The organism is Pseudomonas sp. 1, from assembly GCF_056626735.1.
Genome location: NZ_JBWXMQ010000004.1, coordinates 257,585 through 275,489, shown reverse-complemented (window position 1 = coordinate 275,489; position 17,905 = coordinate 257,585). Strand labels below are relative to the sequence as shown.

Here is a 17,905-nt window from a genome sequence, read left to right as displayed (position 1 = left end):
TATGCCGAGATTGGATGTAGACGGGCTTTTTTTTAGTTTTCCCGAGGAGTGGCGGGCTAGCAAATTTGATGAGTGGGGATACTATCGAAATCATTTCTTGAAGCAGCGCGACAAGATTAAAGCGATAGATATTCTGGTTCTCTCTCCAGAAAACACTGCATTTTTGGTAGAGGTAAAAGATTATCGTCATCCGCAAGCGGTTAAACCTTCGGATCTCCCAGAGGCCATCGCCAATAAAGTCTTCTGTACTCTAGCTGCGCTTTTACCAGCTCGACTGCATGCCAGTACCGAGGACGATGAGAGAGAACTGAGTCGGGATGTCTTGAATTGTCAAAGGCTTCAGATAGTCGTGCACATCGAACAGCCTCAAGCTCATTTACCGAAGGTAGATTTGGCTGATGTGAAGCAAAAGCTGAAAAAGCTCCTGCGTGCTATTGATGCTCACCCCAAGATTGTCAGCATGACCAAACCTCAAGGTATGGTTTGGAGTGTGTCTGCCCGTTAGTCTGCCTCTGGGTTCATTGGTGTGAAAGTTGAAATTCAAACGGCCAGATTTGCCAGCGAGCAGACCTCCTCTTCCACCGCATCGATTGCCTTGATCTGCTCGATCATCGCCTCGGCCAACGGCGACAGGCGATACCCGGCGCGGCTGACAATTCCGTAACGGGTGTAAAGCTCATCCAGATCATCCGCCAACCCCTTGACCTTCAAACACACCAACTCGCCACGAGCCTGATGCAGCGCATCCGAATAGGCACCGACGATGCCGATTGCATCGGAGCGCAGCACCACGCCGAGCAGGCTGGCGCTGTTTTCACACTCCACGTTCGGGACAAAATCCGGGCGGCCACTGAGGTCGACAATGACCTTGCGCAGGTTCGGCGGACGAATGCTCACGGCCAGTGGATAACTCATCAATTGCTCTGCCGTGACTTGCTCGAAAGCGCCCAGCGGATGCCCGGCGCGGCAGCAGAAATGCCATTTGCGTGGCCGCAAGCGGTGGGTCAGATAATCCGGGTCCGCCTCGAAGTGCCGAGTGTCGGCGACGAAGAATTCGAACTCCTCGCTCAGCAGTCTTTTGCTCAGGCTCTGCCAGTCATCGACCTGGTAGTGCACCCGCGCTTTCGGGTAGCGGCCGATGAAGCTGCCGATCGCTCGCGGGATCAATCCTGCCGCCGGCGCCGGGCCGCAACCGAAGCGTAATTCCCCCGCCTCCAGCCCGTTGAACTGGCTGATCTCGTTGGCCATCTGCTGCGCACCGCTGACCAGTCGCCGCGCGTGTTCAAGCAGCACCTGGCCCTGTTTGGTCGGCGGCAATTCCTTGCGCCCGCGATCCACCAATTGGCAACCGACGCTGTGCTCCAGCGCCTGAATGCTGCGACTGAACGCCGACTGCGACAGGTTCACCGCCTGCGCGCCGGCGACAAAGCTGCGTTGTTCGGCAAGGGCGATGAAGTGTCTGAGTTGGCGCAAGTCGATATGCATTTTTCACATAAAAAATATCCGGGAAATGCATTGGATATGCATTAGGTCGACTCCTTATAAAGGCAATCTCTTATGCAGTAAATCTTTGTAAAAACATAAATAAATAACTTAGAAGAATATGCAGTGCGGTTGATGTCTGCGTGTTTTTTGACCAGGAGCAGCCCCATGAGTCCGCTGAATATCGCTTCACCGCCGCCGCCACGACGGCTCAAACATCTGCCTCTGGCCCTGTTGCTGGCGGGGAGTGCCATTTGGAGCCACGGCTACGCCGCTGAAGCGCAAACCCCTGCGCCGGCACCGGCAGACAAGACCACGAGCGCCACTTCGCAACTGGAAACCGTGACCGTCACCACCCGCCGTCGCGAAGAAAGTTCTCAGGATGTGCCGACGCCAATGAGCGTGGTCAGCGGCCAGACGCTAGAGACGCAAAGGGTCTACCGGATTCAGGATCTGCAGCAGCTGGTACCCAGCGTCAACGTCGCCTACATGCATGCACGCCAGTCCAGCGTGTCGATCCGGGGCCTGGGCAACAACCCGGCCAGCGATGGTCTGGAAGGCAGCGTCGGGCTGTACATCGACAACGTTTATCTGGGTCGCCCGGGGATGGCGGTGTTCGACCTGATGGACATCGAACAACTCGAAGTCCTGCGCGGGCCGCAAGGGACGTTGTTCGGCAAGAACACTACCGCCGGGGTGATCAACATCAGCACTCGTGCGCCGAGTTTCACCCCGGAGCGCAGCATCGAAACCTCGTTCGGCGAGGACGGTTACTTCCAGACCAAGGGCACGCTGTCCGGGCCGCTCAACGATCAGTTGGCCGGACGCATATCTGCCTATCGCACTCGCAGCGACGGCGACATCAAGAACGAATTCAACGGCCATGATCTGAACGGTGGTTCCCGCGACGGTTTCCGGGCGCAGTTGCTGTTCAAGCCCAACGAAGACTTCAATCTGCGCTGGATCGGTGACTACAACGAAGAGGATTCCAGCGCCGGCACCCGCGTGCTGTTCAACACCGGGCCGACCATCAATGGCGTCAATCTCTACTCGACCCGAGCCGCCGCTGCTGGCGCGACACTGGTCAACGGCTCGCACCGCAAAGTCAATCTGGACAACGACCAACACGTCACCGTGCATCAGGGCGGCACGTCGGTGGAGGCCAACTGGACGCTGCCGAGCGACTTCACCCTGACCTCGGTCAGCTCCTACCGCTTCTGGAATTTCACCCCGCGCAACGATGATGGCCTCAACGTGGCGGCGACTTACAACGCCGGGGTGTCGGTGGAGGACAAACAGTATTCCCAGGAATTTCGCCTGGCATCGCCCAAGGGCGAGTTCTTCGATTACGTCCTCGGTGCCTACTATTTCGGCTCGGACCTGGACAACAAATCCTTCGCCTATTACGGCCCACAGGCGGACATCTGGAACGGCACGCCACGGGGCGCACTGGCCAACGTCAACAGCGTCGGCCGTGGCCATATCAAGACCGACAGCTTCGCGCTGTTCGCCCAAGGCACCTGGCACCTGACCCCGCGTCTGGATTTCACCGCCGGGGTGCGTGGCACTTATGAAGAGAAGAACGCCTGGGTCAATCGTGATGCGCCGGTGGGTGGCGCAGCGGTCACCGGCGCCGCAGCCAATGCGCGACGCGGCCGCACCGGCGCCTACGATTCCGGCGACCTGAACCAGTACAGCTCCAGCCCGTCCGGATTGCTCAACCTCAGCTATCGCTTCACCGATGATCTGCTCGGCTACGCCACGCTGTCCCACGGCGAGAAATCCGGTGGGGTCAACCTCGTGGTCGGCTCGGCTCCTACCGCTGGCGCCGACTCGCTGCTGATCGGCACCGAGCGCGCCAACAACGCCGAACTCGGCTTCAAGAGCACGCTGTGGGATCGGCGTTTGCAGCTCAACGCCAACGTGTTCTGGACTCAGGTCAACGCTTACCAGACCAACGCCTATGACGACGTCAACCGGGTGCAATACCTGACCAACGCCGGCTCAGTGCGCTCGCGCGGGGTGGAGTTCGACAGCACCGTGATCCCCGTGCGCGGCCTGACGCTGAACTTCAACGGCTCGTACAACGACGTCAGTTATCTCTCGTACAAGGACGCGCCGTGCCCGCCGGAAGTCAGCCAGGCCCCGGGTGCTCCGGCCTCTTGCGACCTCAGCGGTCATCAGGTGGTCGGCGCTTCGAAATGGATCGGCAACGCCAACGGCAAGTACGAATGGAATCTGGATAACGGCCTGCAACCTTACGTCACCGGCAGCTACGCATTCCGCTCCAAAGCGGTGGGCACGGTCGAGGATTCCGACTACGGCCAGATCCCGAGCTACGCGGTGGTCAACCTCTCCACCGGCTTGCGCGGCGACTTCAATCAGGGCCAGTGGGATGTCTCGCTGTGGCTGAAAAACGCCTTCGACAAAACCTACTACACGACCCTGTGGACTGGCGGCAACGGCGGCTATGAAGGCCTGCTCGGTACGCCGCGCACCCTCGGCGTCACCGGTCGCTACGACTTCTGATCGATCCTTCAAGGAGCCGCAATCATGTTGCCCATCACAACCGCTTTACCGGTGTTGTTGTCCGGCGCAGTGCTCAGTGCCGGGGCGCTCGCCGCGCCCAGCGTCTACCCCACCGGCGTTACCCGTTACGACCCGGCCAAGGCCTTCAATCAATATGTGATCTTCAGCGGTGCCGACAAGCAGACGCACCTGATCGACATGAACGGCAATGAGGTGAAGAGCTGGCCGCAATCAGGTTTTCCCTCGGCAATCATCGACCCGAAACTGGTCGGTGGAGAGCGCGGCCATGTGTTGCTGCAGCTGAGCGAAAAGGATCCCGGCAAGTTGGGCTCTGCCGGCAACGGCCTCGGCAATCAGAGCATCGGCGAGCTGGACTGGAACGGCAAAGTCGTCTGGCAGTGGGGCGACCAGGCACCCGGTGGTGCTGCGCAACAGCATCACGATCAGCGTCGCCTGAGCAACGGCAACACCGTGGTGCTGGCGAACAAGGTGCACAAGGTCAAAGGCTTCAAGGTGCCCGAGGTGATCGACGATGCGATCTACGAGGTCAGCCCCGCGGGCGAGGTGAAATGGCAGTGGCTGGCGTCGGATCACTTGAACGAGTTCGGCTTCACCGCCGAACAATTGAAGCTGGTACGTGCCAGCGAAAATCCGGATTACCTGCACATCAACAACCTCAGCCTGGTCGGGCCGAACAAGTGGTTCGATGCCGGCGACAAGCGCTTCAACCCGGACAACCTGCTGCTCGATTCGCGCAACGCCAATTTCATCGCGATCATCGACAAACACAGCGGCAAAGTGGTGTGGCGCCTGGGGCTGAACCTGCCGTTGGCCAATCCGAAAACCGCGCAGCAGATTCCGCGTCCGGTAGACCAGTTTGTAGGTCAGCATGACGCGCACATCATCCCGGCGGGGTTGCCCGGCGCGGGCAATCTGCTGGTGTTCGACAACCAGGGTTCGGCGGGTTACCCGAACGTCACGCTGGGGCTGATTTCCGGTTCGCGGGTGCTGGAAATCGACCCGGTGAAAAACGAAATCGTCTGGCAGTACAGCGCCGCCAATTCGAAGCAGCCGGGGTGGGCGTTCTACAGCTCGTTCATCAGCAGCGCGCGGCGCTTGCCCAACGGCAACACGTTGATTGATGAGGGCATGAACGGGCGATTTTTCCAGGTCACGGCCAATGGCGAAAACGTCTGGGAATACGTCAGCCCTTATTTGGGCAAGGCACCGGGCAGTGACGCGATCAGCAATTGGGTCTATCGGGCCCTTCCTGTGAGTTATGACTGGGTTCCTGCGGAAACGCCGCGTTCGGAGACGGCAGTGATTGCGCCGGCCATTGGTGTGCAACAAACCAATGCCAGTCGTTAGTTATCACGACTGTTCACAATCGAAATAAGTTATGAATGACTTGAATAGTGCATATAGCAATTTCGTTGAAAAGTCGCGTGGACAATAAATGAATGTCCAACCATCCTGAGTGTCGTGAGTTTCCAGGAGGAAACTTGCTCTCATCGGAAGACACTTATCCAACGATAAAGGAAATCTCGTTATGTCGAGCATTAATGGAAACTATGTAAACGCTAACGCTGGCGCCAAACTGACGATCACCGATGGCAACGACTCCAACGGCACCTTCAGCGGCAAGTTCAGCCAGAACGGCGTGAACTACGACATCGCGTACGGTCACTACCACTTCCAGAACAGCACCGGGCAGCCTACGATCATTACTTTCGCGGCACTGAATGACGGCACTGGCTATCAGTCCTGGACCCTGTTCTCGCCGGATCATAACTACTCGAAAGTGCGTGCGGTGGGCTCTCGCACCAACTTTGACGGTGATGTAGTCGGTCTGGCCGGGGAGTTTGTCAAGCAGTAATAAATTCTGTAAAGCGAAGGCCGATGCATTAATCATGCATCGGCCTTTTTATTTGCCTTTTAAAAAATTGGTCAACTATCACCTTGGTATTAGTTGTCACTGAATCCCGGGTCATCGATAACCTGATGCCTTGGATGAATACTTTTTATGTCGGGAAAGCATGCCGATTTTGGCGAATCGCTGGAAGCCTTGCTGGTCGGGGCTTTGGCGGAAATGACTGTTTCTTATATTCCATATGCGTCTATCCATAAGATGAAAGATTACTTTCGGAGATAAGCGGCTGGCCCAATGATTGATCCATCGATCACGCCGTGGGGGATTCAACAAGCGGCGGATTGGTTAAGCGAAAAAACGCAAAGAGACCGCAGGGAGTCAATCAATGGGCAATGTCCAGACCGCCGCCAGTGCACAGGAGGTGCTGTGGCGCCAGGCGCCGAGCGGCGAGTTGGTCGATCTCGGCCGGCCTCATCGTGTGCCGTTGGGGCAGCTGCGTCTGCAGCGCGCGCCCAAGGGCATCCTGAGCCGCCGCGAAACGATTCTGCTCGGCGTTCTGGCGCTGGTAGTGCACGGCGCGGTGATCTACTGGATCAACCAGCATCCGACGCCGGCGCTGCCGATCGTGCCGCCGGAAATTCCACCGATGACCATCGAGTTTTCGCGTCCGGCACCCCCGGCGGCGCCTGTGGTTGTGCCGCCGCCACCGGTACCTGTGGTCGAGCCTCCGCCGCCGGTGGAAGACGAACTGGCGACCAAGCCACCACCGAAACCGAAGCCGATTCTCAAACCGAAACCGGTCGCCAAACCCGTACCGAAACCAGCGCCAAAAGCGGTCGAGCAAACACCGGCTCCGCCACAACCGGCAGCCCCGGTCGCTGCGCCAGCGCCACCTGCACCACCGGCGCCTGCTCCGGTGACGCCGGCCTCGGCCAACGCCACGTACCTGAAGAACCCGGCGCCGGAATATCCGTCGCTGGCCCAGCGTCGCGGTTGGGAAGGCACGGTGTTGCTGCGGGTTCATGTGCTGGCCAGCGGCAAACCGGGAGAAATCCAGATTCAGAAAAGCAGTGGTCGGCAACAGCTCGACGACGCGGCGCTGGACGCCGTGAAGCGCTGGAGCTTCGTGCCGGCCAAGCAGGGTGATGTCGCCCAAGACGGCTGGGTCAGCGTACCCATCGATTTCAAGATTCACTAAACCGAAACCAAATTCGCGCGAAATGTTTACACGAGGGAACTCATCATGACGTTACTGGCATCTCCACTGGAATCCATCGAAAGCGCGGTGATCTGGCTGCTGGTGGTCTTCTCTGTCGCAACCTGGGGCCTGGCATTGCTCAAGGCTTTGCAGTTCGGCCGGTTGAAGGCGCAGGACCGCAAATTTCACAAGCGCTTCTGGGCGGCGTCGAGTCTGGACTCCGCCGCCGAGTTGAGCGAAACCCAGCCCGGCGCTGCAGCGCGGGTGGCACAGGCCGGTTATGCGGCGATTCAGGTGGGCGAGGCCCCGCAGGCCAATGACCTGAGCCAGGCGATCAACCATCAGGATCGTCTCGAACGTGCCTTGCGCCAGCAGATTGTCCGCGAGCGCCGTTCGCTGGAAACCGGTCTGGCGGTGGTCGCGAGTATTGGCAGCACCTCGCCGTTCATTGGTCTGTTCGGCACGGTGTGGGGAATCATGGAAGCGTTGAAAGGTATCAGCGCGGCGGGCTCGGCGAGCCTGGAAACGGTCGCCGGTCCCATCGGTGCAGCGCTGGTCGCCACCGGTGTGGGGATCGCGGTCGCGGTGCCGGCGGTGCTGGTTTACAACTACTTTTTGCGTCGTCTGAAACTGACGGCGGCGGACCTGGATGACTTTGCCCACGACTTCTACAGCCTGGCGCAAAAGAGCTCGTTCCGTGTGCTGATCCACCCGACCGCGCACAAGGCTGCGGTCCAGGGCAACGCGACAAAAGTGAAGGAGGCGTCCTGATATGGCCTTCTCCACGCAAGACAGCGACGAGGTGCTGAGCGAGATCAACGTGACGCCGCTGGTGGACGTGATGCTGGTGCTGCTGGTGGTGTTCATCGTCACCGCGCCGCTGCTGACCAACGCGATACCGATCAACCTGCCGAAAACCGAAGCGGTGGCACCGGTCGAGCAGAAAGACCCGTTGGTGGTGAGCATCGACGGTACGGGAAAACTGTTTATCAACAAGGACGAAATCCAGCCGGATTTGCTGGAGTTCAACCTCAAATCGGCCAAGGCCAAGGACCCGGAAGTGCGCGTGCAATTGCAGGCCGACAACGGGGTGAATTACGGCGAAGTGGCGCGAGCCATGGCTTCGATTGAGCGGGCGGGCATCACCAGGCTGTCGGTGATCACTGCACGATAAGGGTTTGACGTTTTTCCGGGGCCGTCTCCTTGGCAGGGTGCGGCCCCTTTTTTGTTCGTTGCTTGATATTCGTTTAGGGTCTTAATAAATAGCTTCTTATTCCTTAACGAATATAAATCCCGTCCCTATACTCGTTCAGGAACAGACACGACGCAGGAGAGCTCCCCCATGCGCAACGAATCAATCCGCTATCTGATTGTGCCGGGCTGGCAAGGATCGCCAGAAGATCATTGGCAAACCCACTGGCAAAACAGCCTGCCGAACAGCGCGCGGGTGGAGCAGGCCGACTGGCTGACGCCGCGTCGTGAAGACTGGGTCGCGGCGCTGGCCGAGGCGATTGCCGCCGACAGCTCGCCGGTGATTCTCATCGCGCACAGCCTGGGCTGCATCACCGTGGCGCACTGGGCGGCCACCGCGCCGCTGCATCACCTGCGTCAGGTGCGCGGCGCGCTGCTGGTCGCTCCGGCGGATGTCGAACGCCCGGCTTGCGCGCCGGCACTGCGCAATTTCGCACCGATTCCGACCGATCTGTTGCCGTTCCCGAGCCAGGTCGTCAGCTCCGACAACGACGCCGCCGTCAGCGCGCCGCGTGCGCTGGAACTGGCGCGCAACTGGGGCGCCGAGGCGGGGATTCTCGCAGGCGCCGGCCATATCAACGTGAAGTCCGGGCATCAACGCTGGGAGCAGGGATTCGCTTATCTGTATCGCCTGCAAAACCGCATGGAACACCACGCCCGGCGCCGTGCCTGACCCATTTTTTTTCAACGCCCCCGTCTCCCGGCGATTTGGGGCGGGAGTCTGCCATGAATTTTGAAACCTTCGGTCAGCCGTTGCTGACCTTTCCCGATGCGGAAAAAAGTCCCCTGAGCATTCGCGCCAAGGCGCTGGTGTTCGTCGATCCGCGCTCACGCCAGTTGCGCGAGGAAATGGCCCAACTCGCACCGCGCTCGATCTCGGTGTTGATTCGCGGTGAGACCGGCACCGGCAAGGAATTGCTCGCCCGCCACATCCACCGTGCCAGTGATCGCAGCGGGCTGTTTGTCTCGGTCAATTGCGGTGCGATCAGCCCGACCTACGCCGATGCCGAATTGTTCGGCTACGCCGCCGGCAGTTACAGCGGTTCGGCCAGCAGCCGCGCTGGCTGGTTCGGCTCGGCCAACGGCGGCACATTGTACCTGGACGAAATCGGCGACCTTCCACTGCCGATCCAGATCAAGTTGCTTGCCGCCCTGGAAAATCACGAAGTCACCCGCGTCGGTGCTCATCAACCGAGCCCTGTGGACGTACGTCTGGTGGCGGCGACCAGCATCGATCTGGCGCAAGCGGTGGCGGCGGGGAAATTCCACGAGCGGCTTTATCACTATCTCAGCGAAGGGCAACTGGAACTGCCGGCACTGCGCGCGCGGGTCGGCGACATTCTGTCGCTGGCCGAGTACTTCCTCGGCATCTACAGCCAGCGCCTCGATCTGCCAGTGCCGCTGATCAGCGAAGCGGCGCAGCAGGTGCTGGAACAACACAGTTGGCCGGGCAACACTCGGGAGCTGGAAAATGTCATTCATTTTGCGCTGCTGGTGAGCACCGGCGACGAAATCCTGCCGGAGCACCTGAACCTGCCCGAAGTGTCTGGGCCGCTGGTTCAGATCGAGCGTCAGGCGGCGAGCATCAGCCTCAATGGCACCGCCGACGAACGTAAGGCATTGAAAGAATTGCTGTTGAGTCTGAGCGAGGCGTTGTAACCATTTTGTTCAACATGAACAAAATGGAATATGAAGCTGAATAAACGTTATTGTCCTGGAATAAAAAATCCCGGTATTGTCCGCTTCACGCCAGCAGTAGCACATCGCTGGCACACGTATTAATGCCGTCGTCGATGACGACCGATTTTCGATAAGGACACTGCATGAAAAAGGTTCTGTTGTTTACCGCATTGGCGGCTGCTCTGACTGCTTCCCTGGCCCAGGCCGGCGAGAAACTGGTGGTGGCCGCGACGCCAGTGCCGCACGCCGAGATCCTCGAACTGATCAAACCGACCCTCGCCAAAGAAGGCGTGGATCTGGAAATCAAAGTCTTCACCGACTACGTTCAGCCGAACGTACAAGTGGGCGAGAAGCGTCTGGACGCCAACTACTTCCAGACTCTGCCGTACCTGAACAGCTTCAACCAGGGCAAATACAAGGACGACAAGGCCAAGTACCTGGTAACCGTGCAAGGCGTTCACGTTGAACCGTTCGGTGGTTACTCGAGCAAGTACAAGACCCTGGCCGAATTGCCTGACGGCGCCACCATCGCCATTCCGAACGAAGGCAGCAACAGCGGTCGCGCACTGATCCTGCTGCAGAAGGCCGGCCTGATCGAGCTGAAAGATCCGAAGAACGCCCTGGCCACGCCAAAAGACATCGCCAAGAACCCGCACAACTTCAAGTTCAAGGAACTGGAGTCGGCCCTGCTGCCGCGTGTTCTGAAAGAAGTCGATCTGGACATGATCAACACCAACTATGCGCTGGAAGCCAAGCTGAACCCGACCAAGGACGCCCTGGTGATCGAAGGCGCGGATTCGCCTTACGTGAACTTCCTGGTCGCCCGTGAGGACAACAAGAACAGCGATGCCATCAAGAAACTGGCCGCTGCCCTGACCAGTCCTGAAGTCAAAGCATTCATCGAGAAGAAGTACGACGGCGCGGTACTGCCGGCGTTCTGATCCGACGCAACAGCAACCCTCTTAAAGGCTGAAAAAAACGCCGATGACCAGCGATGGTCATCGGCGTTTTGTTTGGGGCGTGGGTCACTCAGGCAGCGCTGGTTTTCAGCGCCCTGCGCAAAGCCACCAGCCATTTCACGAAGTCCTGCGGGTCCGGTCGCTGCGGCACTTTTACGTCCATGTTCTCTTCCTTGTTATGGTTTGGCCGGGGGAGTCTGGCCAAAAGCTGTTCGTCCTTGGAGGGCCTTCATGAAAAAAAGATCCGTCCTACAGCGGAAGGAAAAATAGCTTTCTTATTCTGTCGGGGCAAATCCCGTGCAGCAGTTCCTGGAGAAGTTCTCCGACGTCGAAGCGCTGACTGGGAGATGGTCAGGCGGGCGGTGTTCCGATGACCGGCTCTTGGCTGGCAGGGCTAATCAGGCCAATTCCACGCCGGCTCATCCAGAACCCTCTGCCCGACGATCCCGGTCTGGCCGAGGTTTTTTTCCAGCACGATGCAATTGCATTCCGGGTCTTGCTGCAACGCCGAAATCAACCGCCGGGCATGGGATACCACCCACACCTGACACTGCTCCGACACGCGGATAATCAAGCGCGCCAGCGCCGGCAGCAGGTCCGGATGCAGGCTGGTTTCCGGTTCGTTCAGCACCATCAGCGACGGCGGGCGTGGGGTCAGCAGCGCGGCGACCAGCAGCAGATAACGCAACGTGCCATCCGACAGTTCCGCCGCCGACAACGGTCGCAACAAACCCTCCTGAAAAAACTCGATGGCAAAGCGGCCGCCCGCCAGCGGTGCAATATTCAGCCGTGCGCCGGGAAACGCATCACTGATCGCGGCCTGCAACGCGTCGGGATCGCCAATCTCGCGGATCGTCTGCAAAGCGGCTGCCAGATCTCGCCCGTCGTGATGCAGCACCGGCGTGCGGGTGCCCAGTTGCGGCTGGCGCACCGGGGCGTCGGCGTCGCTGCGAAAGTGATCGTAGAAGCGCCAGCGGCGGATGAACTCGCGCATCTGGAACACTTCCGGCGAGCTGCGCAGGCTGCCGACCTGATCGAACAGGCTGTCGAAGTTCGGTGTGTGCTGGGCCAGCACGTCCCAGTTGCGGCCGTCACGGACACGGATCATCCGCCCGTCGCGATCCACCAGCAAACTCGCCGGACGATACAGCGGGCCGGCCCAGATGCATTCCTTTTTGATTTCCGGGTCGAGGGAGAAGAACGAAAGACTCGGCTCCGGCAATCCCAAGGCGATCGAATAGCTGAAGTCCTCCCCGGCAAAGCCCAGGCGCAGGCGTTTGACGCCCCGGCGCACGGTGGACTGGATCGGCACCTCGCCGTTGCGCATGCGCCGGGTGATGGTTTCCGGTCCGGCCCAGAAGGTCGAATCCAGCCCACCCTCGCGGGCCAGCGCATTGACCACGCCGCCCTGAGCAGTTTCCGCCAGCAGCCGCAGCGCCCGGTACAGGTTGGACTTGCCGCTGCCGTTGGGGCCGGTGATCAGGTTCAGACGGCCCAGCGGAATCACCAATTTATTGATCGAGCGGTAATTGGCTACCGCGAGGGTCTTGAGCATGAAAATCCTTCTTGGGTGCCCCGAAATCCGGGTCAGGATACTCGCTGCACAGAAATGCCTGTATCGCGCGGACGAAGGTTGAACCCTGTTCTAAGCTCACAGTCGTATCGTCACTTGCACGTTCGTACACAGGAAGGAGTCTGCATGGCGAGTCCCGGATTGAAAACAGCGGTCATGCTGAGTCTTTTCGCTTTGTTGAGCGCATGCGGCGAGAAAAAGGCGCCCGAAGAGTACCTGCCCCGGGTCTTCGTCCAGGAAGTGAGCCCCGTCAATTACGCCGCCGCCGTGACCCTCACCGGCGATGTTCAGGCGCGGGTGCAGACCGAACTGTCGTTCCGCGTCGGCGGCAAGATCATTCAGCGCATGGTCGATGTCGGTGACCGCGTCTCGGCCAGACAAGTGCTGGCCAAACTCGATCCGAAGGATTTGCAGACCAACGTCGATTCCGCCCAGGCCCAGGTGCTGGCCGAGCAGGCGCGGGTCAAACAGAGCGCCGCCGCGTTCGTCCGCCAACAGAAACTCTTGCCCAAGGGCTACACCAGCCAGAGCGAATACGATTCCGCGCAGGCCGCATTGCGCAGCAGCCAGAGTGCCCTGAGCGCGGCCCAGGCGCAGTTAGCCAACGCCAGGGATCAATTGAGCTACACCTCGCTGATCGCCGATGCGCCCGGCGTCATCACCGAGCGTCAGGCCGAAGTCGGCCAGGTGGTTCAGGCCACAGCGCCGATTTTCAGCCTGGCCCGGGACGGCGACCGCGACGCCGTGTTCAACGTGTACGAGTCCCTGCTGGCCGAGCGGCCGGCGGAACGTTCGATCATCGTGAGCCTGCTCGACAACCCCGCCATCAAGACCACCGGTACCGTGCGCGAAATCACCCCGGCGGTGTCCGCGCAGTCTGGCACGGTGCAGGTCAAGGTCAGCCTCGACAGCCTGCCGCAGGGGATGCAACTGGGCTCGGTGGTGAGCGCCACGGCCAAGGGCACTGGCAAGTCGGCCGTTGAATTGCCGTGGTCGGCGCTGACCAAGAACGTCAGCGATCCAGCGGTGTGGATGGTCGACGATAACGGTGAAGCGCAGCTCCACAACGTCACCGTCGGCCGCTACCTGATCGGCAAGGTCATCATCAGCGAAGGTCTCAAGGGCGGGGAAAAAGTCATTGTCGCGGGTGGGCAATTGCTGCATCCGGGCATGAAGGTCGAAATTGCCGAAAACACCTACAAGGGCCTGCAACCGGGAGCGCAGCCATGAAGCGTCTGGGGCTGATATCCATTGGCGTGTTGCTGGCCGCCTGTTCGAAAAGCGAGCCACCGCCGGAGCCGGTACGGCCGGTGTTGTCGGTCAAGGTCGAGGCGATGAACGAGGAAAACCTCGGGCGTTTCGCCGGCAGCATTCAGGCGCGCTATGAAAGCAACACCGGTTTTCGCGTCGGCGGGCGCATTGCCAGCCGCAACGTCGATGTCGGCACCGAGGTGCAAAAGGGCACGCTGCTCGCCACCCTCGATCCGTCCGATCAGCAGAACCAGTTGCGTTCGGCCCAGGGCGACCTGGCCAGGGTTCAGGCACAGCTGATCAACGCTCAGGCCAACGCCCGCCGTCAGCAAGCGCTGTTCGACCGGGGCGTGGGCGCGCAGGCGCAGCTGGACATTGCCATGACTGACCTGAAAACCACCCAGGCTTCGCTGGATCAGGCGCGGGCGGCAGTCAAACAAAGCAAGGATCAACTCGACTACACCGAGTTGCGTTCGGATCACAAAGCCGTGGTGACCGCGTGGAATGCGGAGGCCGGGCAAGTGGTGACGGCGGGCCAACAGGTGGTGACCCTGGCGCAACCGGACATCAAGGAAGCCGTGATCGATCTGCCCGACACCCTGGTCGATGAGATCCCGCCCGACGTGGTGTTTCTGGTGGCCGGGCAACTCGACCCGAGTATCAACACCACGGCAACCCTGCGCGAGATCGAACCGCAGGCACAAAGTGCGACGCGCACCCGACGCGCACGGCTGACCCTGGCCAATACACCCGACGGCTTCCGCCTCGGCACGGCGATCAGCGTCACCCTCAGCTCGGCGATCAAACCGCGTATCGAATTACCAGCCACGGCGTTGCAGGAGGTCGACGGCAAACCGCGAATCTGGGTCATCGACACCCAGAACAAAACCGTCAACCCGCGCGACGTCAGCGTGATCAGCCGCACCGACAGCAGCGTGGTGCTCGCGGGGGGCGTGAAGAACGGCGAGCGCGTGGTCAGCGCCGGCGTCAACAGCCTCAAACCCGGACAATCCGTGAAACTTGACGAGGACAGTCAATGAAAGGCTCTTTCAATCTCTCCGAATGGGCCCTCAAGCATCAGTCTTTCGTCTGGTATCTGATGTTCGTGGCATTGCTCATGGGGGTGTTTTCCTACTTCAATCTGGGGCGCGAGGAAGACCCTTCGTTCACCATCAAGACCATGGTGATCCAGACCAGATGGCCAGGTGCGACTCAAGAGGAAACCCTCAAGCAGGTCACCGACCGCATCGAGAAAAAACTCGAGGAACTCGATTCCCTCGACTACGTGAAAAGCTACACGCGCCCCGGCGAATCGACGGTCTACGTGTACCTGCGCGACACCACCAGTGCCAAGGACATACCGCAAATCTGGTACCAGGTGCGCAAGAAGATCGACGATATTCGCGGGCAGTTTCCTCAAGGCATTCAAGGGCCGGGATTCAACGACGAATTCGGTGACGTGTTCGGTTCGGTGTACGCCTTCACCGCCGACGGCCTGACCATGCGCCAGTTACGCGATTACGTGGAACAGGCGCGGGCCGAGATCCGCAGCGTGCCGGGGCTGGGCAAGATCGAGATGATCGGCCAGCAGGATGAAGTGATTTACCTGAACTTCTCGACCCGCAAACTGGCGGCGCTGGGCATCGATCAACGACAAGTCGTGCAGAGCCTGCAATCGCAGAACGCGGTGACTCCCGCCGGTGTGATCGAGGCGGGCCCCGAGCGGATTTCGGTGAGAACGTCCGGGCAGTTCGCTTCGGAGAAAGATCTGGCCGAGGTCAATCTCAAACTCAACGACCGCTTCTATCGCCTGGCCGATATCGCCGAAATCACCCGTGGTTACGTCGACCCGGCCACCCCCGAGTTCCGCTTCGACGGCAAGCCGGCGATCGGTCTGGCGATTGCCATGCAGAAGGGCGGCAACGTTCAGGAGTTCGGCAAGGCCCTGCACAAACGCATTGATGAGGTGACGGCGGATCTGCCGGTGGGCGTGGGTGTGCACACGGTGTCCGATCAGGCGGTGGTGGTAGAGGAAGCCGTCGGCGGCTTCACCAGCGCGCTGTTCGAAGCGGTGGTGATCGTGCTGGTGGTCAGCTTCATCAGCCTCGGGGTGCGCGCCGGGCTGGTGGTGGCGTGCTCGATTCCGCTGGTGCTGGCGATGGTGTTTGTGTTCATGGAATACAGCGGCATCACCATGCAGCGGATTTCCCTCGGTGCTCTGATCATTGCCCTCGGCTTGTTGGTGGACGACGCGATGATCACCGTGGAAATGATGGTCACGCGCCTGGAAATGGGCGAGAGCAAGGAAGAGGCCGCGACATTCGCCTACACCTCGACCGCGTTCCCGATGCTCACCGGTACGCTGGTGACGGTCGCCGGTTTCGTCCCCATCGGTCTCAACGCCAGCTCGGCCGGCGAGTACACCTTCACGCTGTTCGCGGTGATTGCCGTGGCGATGATCGTGTCCTGGATCGTGGCGGTGTTCTTCGCCCCGGTGATCGGCGTGCACATTCTCAGCACCAACGTGAAACCCCATGAAGCCGAACCGGGACGCGTCGGCCGCGCATTCAATGGCGGTTTGCTGTGGTGCATGCGCAATCGCTGGTGGGCCATCGGCATCACCGTGCTGTTGTTTGTGCTGGCGGTGTTCTGCATGCGGTTTGTGCAGAATCAGTTTTTCCCGTCCTCGGACCGGCCGGAAATCCTGGTCGACCTCAACCTGCCGCAAAACGCCTCGATCGACGAAACCCGCAAGGCCGTCGACAAACTCGAGGCCACGCTCAAGGGCGATGCGGACATCGTGCGCTGGAGCACCTACATCGGCCAGGGTGCGATTCGTTTCTACCTGCCGCTCGACCAGCAATTGCAGAACCCGTACTACGCGCAACTGGTGATCGTCAGCAAAGACTTCGAAGCCCGCGAGGCGCTGAGCAAGCGCCTGCGCGAACGTCTGCACAAGGATTTCGTCGGCATCGGCAGTTACGTGCAGGCGCTGGAAATGGGCCCGCCGGTGGGACGTCCGATCCAGTACCGGATCAGCGGCAAGGACATTGATCAGGTGCGCAAGCATGCCATCGACCTGGCGACTGAACTGGACAAGAACGAGCACATCGGCGAGATCATTTACGACTGGAACGAGCCAGGCAAAGTCCTGCGAATCGACATCGCCCAGGACAAGGCGCGCCAGCTCGGCCTGTCGTCCGAAGACGTGGCGAACCTGATGAACGGCATCGTCAGTGGCGCGCCGCTGACCCAGGTCGACGACGATATCTACCTGATCAACGTGGTCGGTCGGGCTGTGGATTCCGAGCGCGGTACGCCGGAAACCCTGCAGAACCTGCAAATCGTTACGCCCAACGGCACGTCGATTCCACTGCTGGCCTTCGCCACGGTTCGTTATGAGCTGGAGCAGCCGCTGGTGTGGCGTCGTGATCGCCTGCCGACCATCACCATCAAGGCGTCGGTGCGTGACGAGATTCAGCCGACCGATCTGGTGAAAATCCTCAAGCCGTCCATTGATGCCTTCGCCGAAAAGCTGCCTGTGGGCTACAAGGTCGCCACCGGCGGTACGGTCGAGGAAAGTGGCAAGGCGCAAGGGCCGATCGCCAAGGTGTTGCCGTTGATGCTGTTCCTGATGGCGACTTTCCTGATGATCCAGCTGCACAGCGTGCAGAAGCTGTTCCTGGTGGCCAGCGTCGCGCCGCTGGGGTTGATCGGCGTGGTGCTGGCGCTGGTGCCGACCGGTACGCCGATGGGCTTCGTGGCCATCCTCGGGATTCTGGCGTTGATCGGCATCATCATCCGCAACTCGGTGATCCTCGTGACCCAGATCGACGAATTCGAGCGCAAAGGCTACTCGCCCTGGGATGCAGTGGTGGAAGCGACCGAGCACCGACGCCGGCCGATTCTGCTGACCGCTGCGGCGGCGAGCATGGGCATGATCCCGATCGCCCGGGAAGTGTTCTGGGGGCCGATGGCCTACGCGATGATCGGCGGGATTGTGGTGGCGACCCTGCTGACACTGCTGTTTCTGCCGGCGCTGTATGTGGCCTGGTACAAGATTCGCGAGCCGAAGAAGGACGCTTCGACATCGGCCCATTAAGCAGGCTTGT

General features: G+C 60.3%; 15 protein-coding genes. 13 read left to right on the top strand and 2 right to left on the bottom strand.

Annotated elements, in window-relative coordinates; translation table 11 throughout:
• Nucleotide 1: 1 nt before the first annotated feature.
• A complete protein-coding gene (locus AC1MDC_RS08625; RefSeq protein WP_085702764.1) occupies nucleotides 2-505 on the top strand; it encodes a hypothetical protein in 504 nt (167 codons plus the stop codon).
• Nucleotides 506-540: 35 nt separating this feature from the next.
• On the opposite strand, the gene AC1MDC_RS08620 is transcribed toward AC1MDC_RS08625, so the two are convergent.
• Nucleotides 541-1,485 carry a LysR family transcriptional regulator gene (locus tag AC1MDC_RS08620; protein ID WP_085702763.1) on the bottom strand — a complete coding sequence of 315 codons (945 nt, stop codon included), beginning with the start codon at nucleotides 1,483-1,485 and terminating at the stop codon, nucleotides 541-543.
• A 165-nt stretch (nucleotides 1,486-1,650) separates the two neighbouring features.
• Here AC1MDC_RS08620 and AC1MDC_RS08615 point away from each other — a divergent pair, with 165 nt between their 5' ends.
• The 9 genes from AC1MDC_RS08615 to AC1MDC_RS08575 all read left to right on the top strand — a co-directional run bounded on the left by AC1MDC_RS08615 (nucleotide 1,651) and on the right by AC1MDC_RS08575 (nucleotide 10,951).
• A complete protein-coding gene (locus AC1MDC_RS08615; RefSeq protein ID WP_480392836.1) occupies nucleotides 1,651-4,011 on the top strand; it encodes a TonB-dependent receptor in 2,361 nt (786 codons plus the stop codon).
• Nucleotides 4,012-4,035: 24 nt separating this feature from the next.
• On the top strand, nucleotides 4,036-5,379 hold the full coding sequence (locus AC1MDC_RS08610) for an aryl-sulfate sulfotransferase (protein WP_480392835.1): 1,344 nt from the start codon (nucleotides 4,036-4,038) through the stop codon (nucleotides 5,377-5,379).
• Between the two features lie 181 nt (nucleotides 5,380-5,560).
• Nucleotides 5,561-5,887 (top strand): hypothetical protein, encoded by a 327-nt coding sequence (locus AC1MDC_RS08605; RefSeq protein WP_007952780.1) that lies wholly within the window; start codon nucleotides 5,561-5,563, stop codon nucleotides 5,885-5,887.
• 379 nt (nucleotides 5,888-6,266) lie between these two features.
• Complete coding sequence (locus tag AC1MDC_RS08600; protein ID WP_480392834.1) at nucleotides 6,267-7,079, top strand: energy transducer TonB; 813 nt, start codon at nucleotides 6,267-6,269, stop codon at nucleotides 7,077-7,079.
• A 45-nt stretch (nucleotides 7,080-7,124) separates the two neighbouring features.
• Entirely contained in the window at nucleotides 7,125-7,850 is a 726-nt protein-coding gene (locus tag AC1MDC_RS08595) for a MotA/TolQ/ExbB proton channel family protein (RefSeq protein ID WP_227234097.1), read from the top strand.
• 1 nt (nucleotide 7,851) lies between these two features.
• Complete coding sequence (locus AC1MDC_RS08590) at nucleotides 7,852-8,253, top strand: ExbD/TolR family protein (protein WP_085697977.1); 402 nt, start codon at nucleotides 7,852-7,854, stop codon at nucleotides 8,251-8,253.
• A 168-nt stretch (nucleotides 8,254-8,421) separates the two neighbouring features.
• A complete protein-coding gene (locus AC1MDC_RS08585) occupies nucleotides 8,422-9,003 on the top strand; it encodes an alpha/beta hydrolase (protein ID WP_085702757.1) in 582 nt (193 codons plus the stop codon).
• Nucleotides 9,004-9,056: 53 nt separating this feature from the next.
• On the top strand, nucleotides 9,057-9,989 hold the full coding sequence (locus AC1MDC_RS08580; protein ID WP_085697979.1) for a sigma 54-interacting transcriptional regulator: 933 nt from the start codon (nucleotides 9,057-9,059) through the stop codon (nucleotides 9,987-9,989).
• 164 nt (nucleotides 9,990-10,153) lie between these two features.
• Nucleotides 10,154-10,951 carry a MetQ/NlpA family ABC transporter substrate-binding protein gene (locus tag AC1MDC_RS08575; protein ID WP_085697980.1) on the top strand — a complete coding sequence of 266 codons (798 nt, stop codon included), beginning with the start codon at nucleotides 10,154-10,156 and terminating at the stop codon, nucleotides 10,949-10,951.
• Between the two features lie 412 nt (nucleotides 10,952-11,363).
• Here the strand turns inward: AC1MDC_RS08575 and AC1MDC_RS08570 are convergent, their stop codons facing one another.
• Nucleotides 11,364-12,524: an AAA family ATPase gene (locus AC1MDC_RS08570; RefSeq protein WP_085702755.1), complete on the bottom strand. Its 1,161-nt coding sequence runs from the start codon at nucleotides 12,522-12,524 to the stop codon at nucleotides 11,364-11,366.
• A gap of 144 nt (nucleotides 12,525-12,668) precedes the next feature.
• On the opposite strand from AC1MDC_RS08570, the gene AC1MDC_RS08565 reads away from it, so the two are divergent.
• From AC1MDC_RS08565 to AC1MDC_RS08555, 3 genes are read left to right on the top strand one after another with little or no spacing between them, the layout of a single operon-like run.
• Nucleotides 12,669-13,772, top strand: a complete 1,104-nt coding sequence (locus tag AC1MDC_RS08565; RefSeq protein WP_480392833.1) for an efflux RND transporter periplasmic adaptor subunit — start codon at nucleotides 12,669-12,671, stop codon at nucleotides 13,770-13,772.
• Nucleotides 13,769-14,833, top strand: a complete 1,065-nt coding sequence (locus tag AC1MDC_RS08560; protein ID WP_480392832.1) for an efflux RND transporter periplasmic adaptor subunit — start codon at nucleotides 13,769-13,771, stop codon at nucleotides 14,831-14,833. Before AC1MDC_RS08565 ends, AC1MDC_RS08560 begins: the two co-directional genes overlap by 4 nt.
• Complete coding sequence (locus AC1MDC_RS08555) at nucleotides 14,830-17,895, top strand: efflux RND transporter permease subunit (protein WP_085697984.1); 3,066 nt, start codon at nucleotides 14,830-14,832, stop codon at nucleotides 17,893-17,895. Before AC1MDC_RS08560 ends, AC1MDC_RS08555 begins: the two co-directional genes overlap by 4 nt.
• Nucleotides 17,896-17,905: the final 10 nt, after the last annotated feature.

Bases quoted from the DNA above. Each gene is read 5' to 3' on its own strand.
- AC1MDC_RS08625 (WP_085702764.1), top strand. From the start codon at position 2: ATGCCGAGATTGGATGTAGACGGGCTTTTTTTTAGTTTTCCCGAGGAG.
- AC1MDC_RS08620 (WP_085702763.1), bottom strand. From the start codon at position 1,485: ATGCATATCGACTTGCGCCAACTCAGACACTTCATCGCCCTTGCCGAA.
- AC1MDC_RS08615 (WP_480392836.1), top strand. From the start codon at position 1,651: ATGAGTCCGCTGAATATCGCTTCACCGCCGCCGCCACGACGGCTCAAA.
- AC1MDC_RS08610 (WP_480392835.1), top strand. From the start codon at position 4,036: ATGTTGCCCATCACAACCGCTTTACCGGTGTTGTTGTCCGGCGCAGTG.
- AC1MDC_RS08605 (WP_007952780.1), top strand. From the start codon at position 5,561: ATGTCGAGCATTAATGGAAACTATGTAAACGCTAACGCTGGCGCCAAA.
- AC1MDC_RS08600 (WP_480392834.1), top strand. From the start codon at position 6,267: ATGGGCAATGTCCAGACCGCCGCCAGTGCACAGGAGGTGCTGTGGCGC.
- AC1MDC_RS08595 (WP_227234097.1), top strand. From the start codon at position 7,125: ATGACGTTACTGGCATCTCCACTGGAATCCATCGAAAGCGCGGTGATC.
- AC1MDC_RS08590 (WP_085697977.1), top strand. From the start codon at position 7,852: ATGGCCTTCTCCACGCAAGACAGCGACGAGGTGCTGAGCGAGATCAAC.
- AC1MDC_RS08585 (WP_085702757.1), top strand. From the start codon at position 8,422: ATGCGCAACGAATCAATCCGCTATCTGATTGTGCCGGGCTGGCAAGGA.
- AC1MDC_RS08580 (WP_085697979.1), top strand. From the start codon at position 9,057: ATGAATTTTGAAACCTTCGGTCAGCCGTTGCTGACCTTTCCCGATGCG.
- AC1MDC_RS08575 (WP_085697980.1), top strand. From the start codon at position 10,154: ATGAAAAAGGTTCTGTTGTTTACCGCATTGGCGGCTGCTCTGACTGCT.
- AC1MDC_RS08570 (WP_085702755.1), bottom strand. From the start codon at position 12,524: ATGCTCAAGACCCTCGCGGTAGCCAATTACCGCTCGATCAATAAATTG.
- AC1MDC_RS08565 (WP_480392833.1), top strand. From the start codon at position 12,669: ATGGCGAGTCCCGGATTGAAAACAGCGGTCATGCTGAGTCTTTTCGCT.
- AC1MDC_RS08560 (WP_480392832.1), top strand. From the start codon at position 13,769: ATGAAGCGTCTGGGGCTGATATCCATTGGCGTGTTGCTGGCCGCCTGT.
- AC1MDC_RS08555 (WP_085697984.1), top strand. From the start codon at position 14,830: ATGAAAGGCTCTTTCAATCTCTCCGAATGGGCCCTCAAGCATCAGTCT.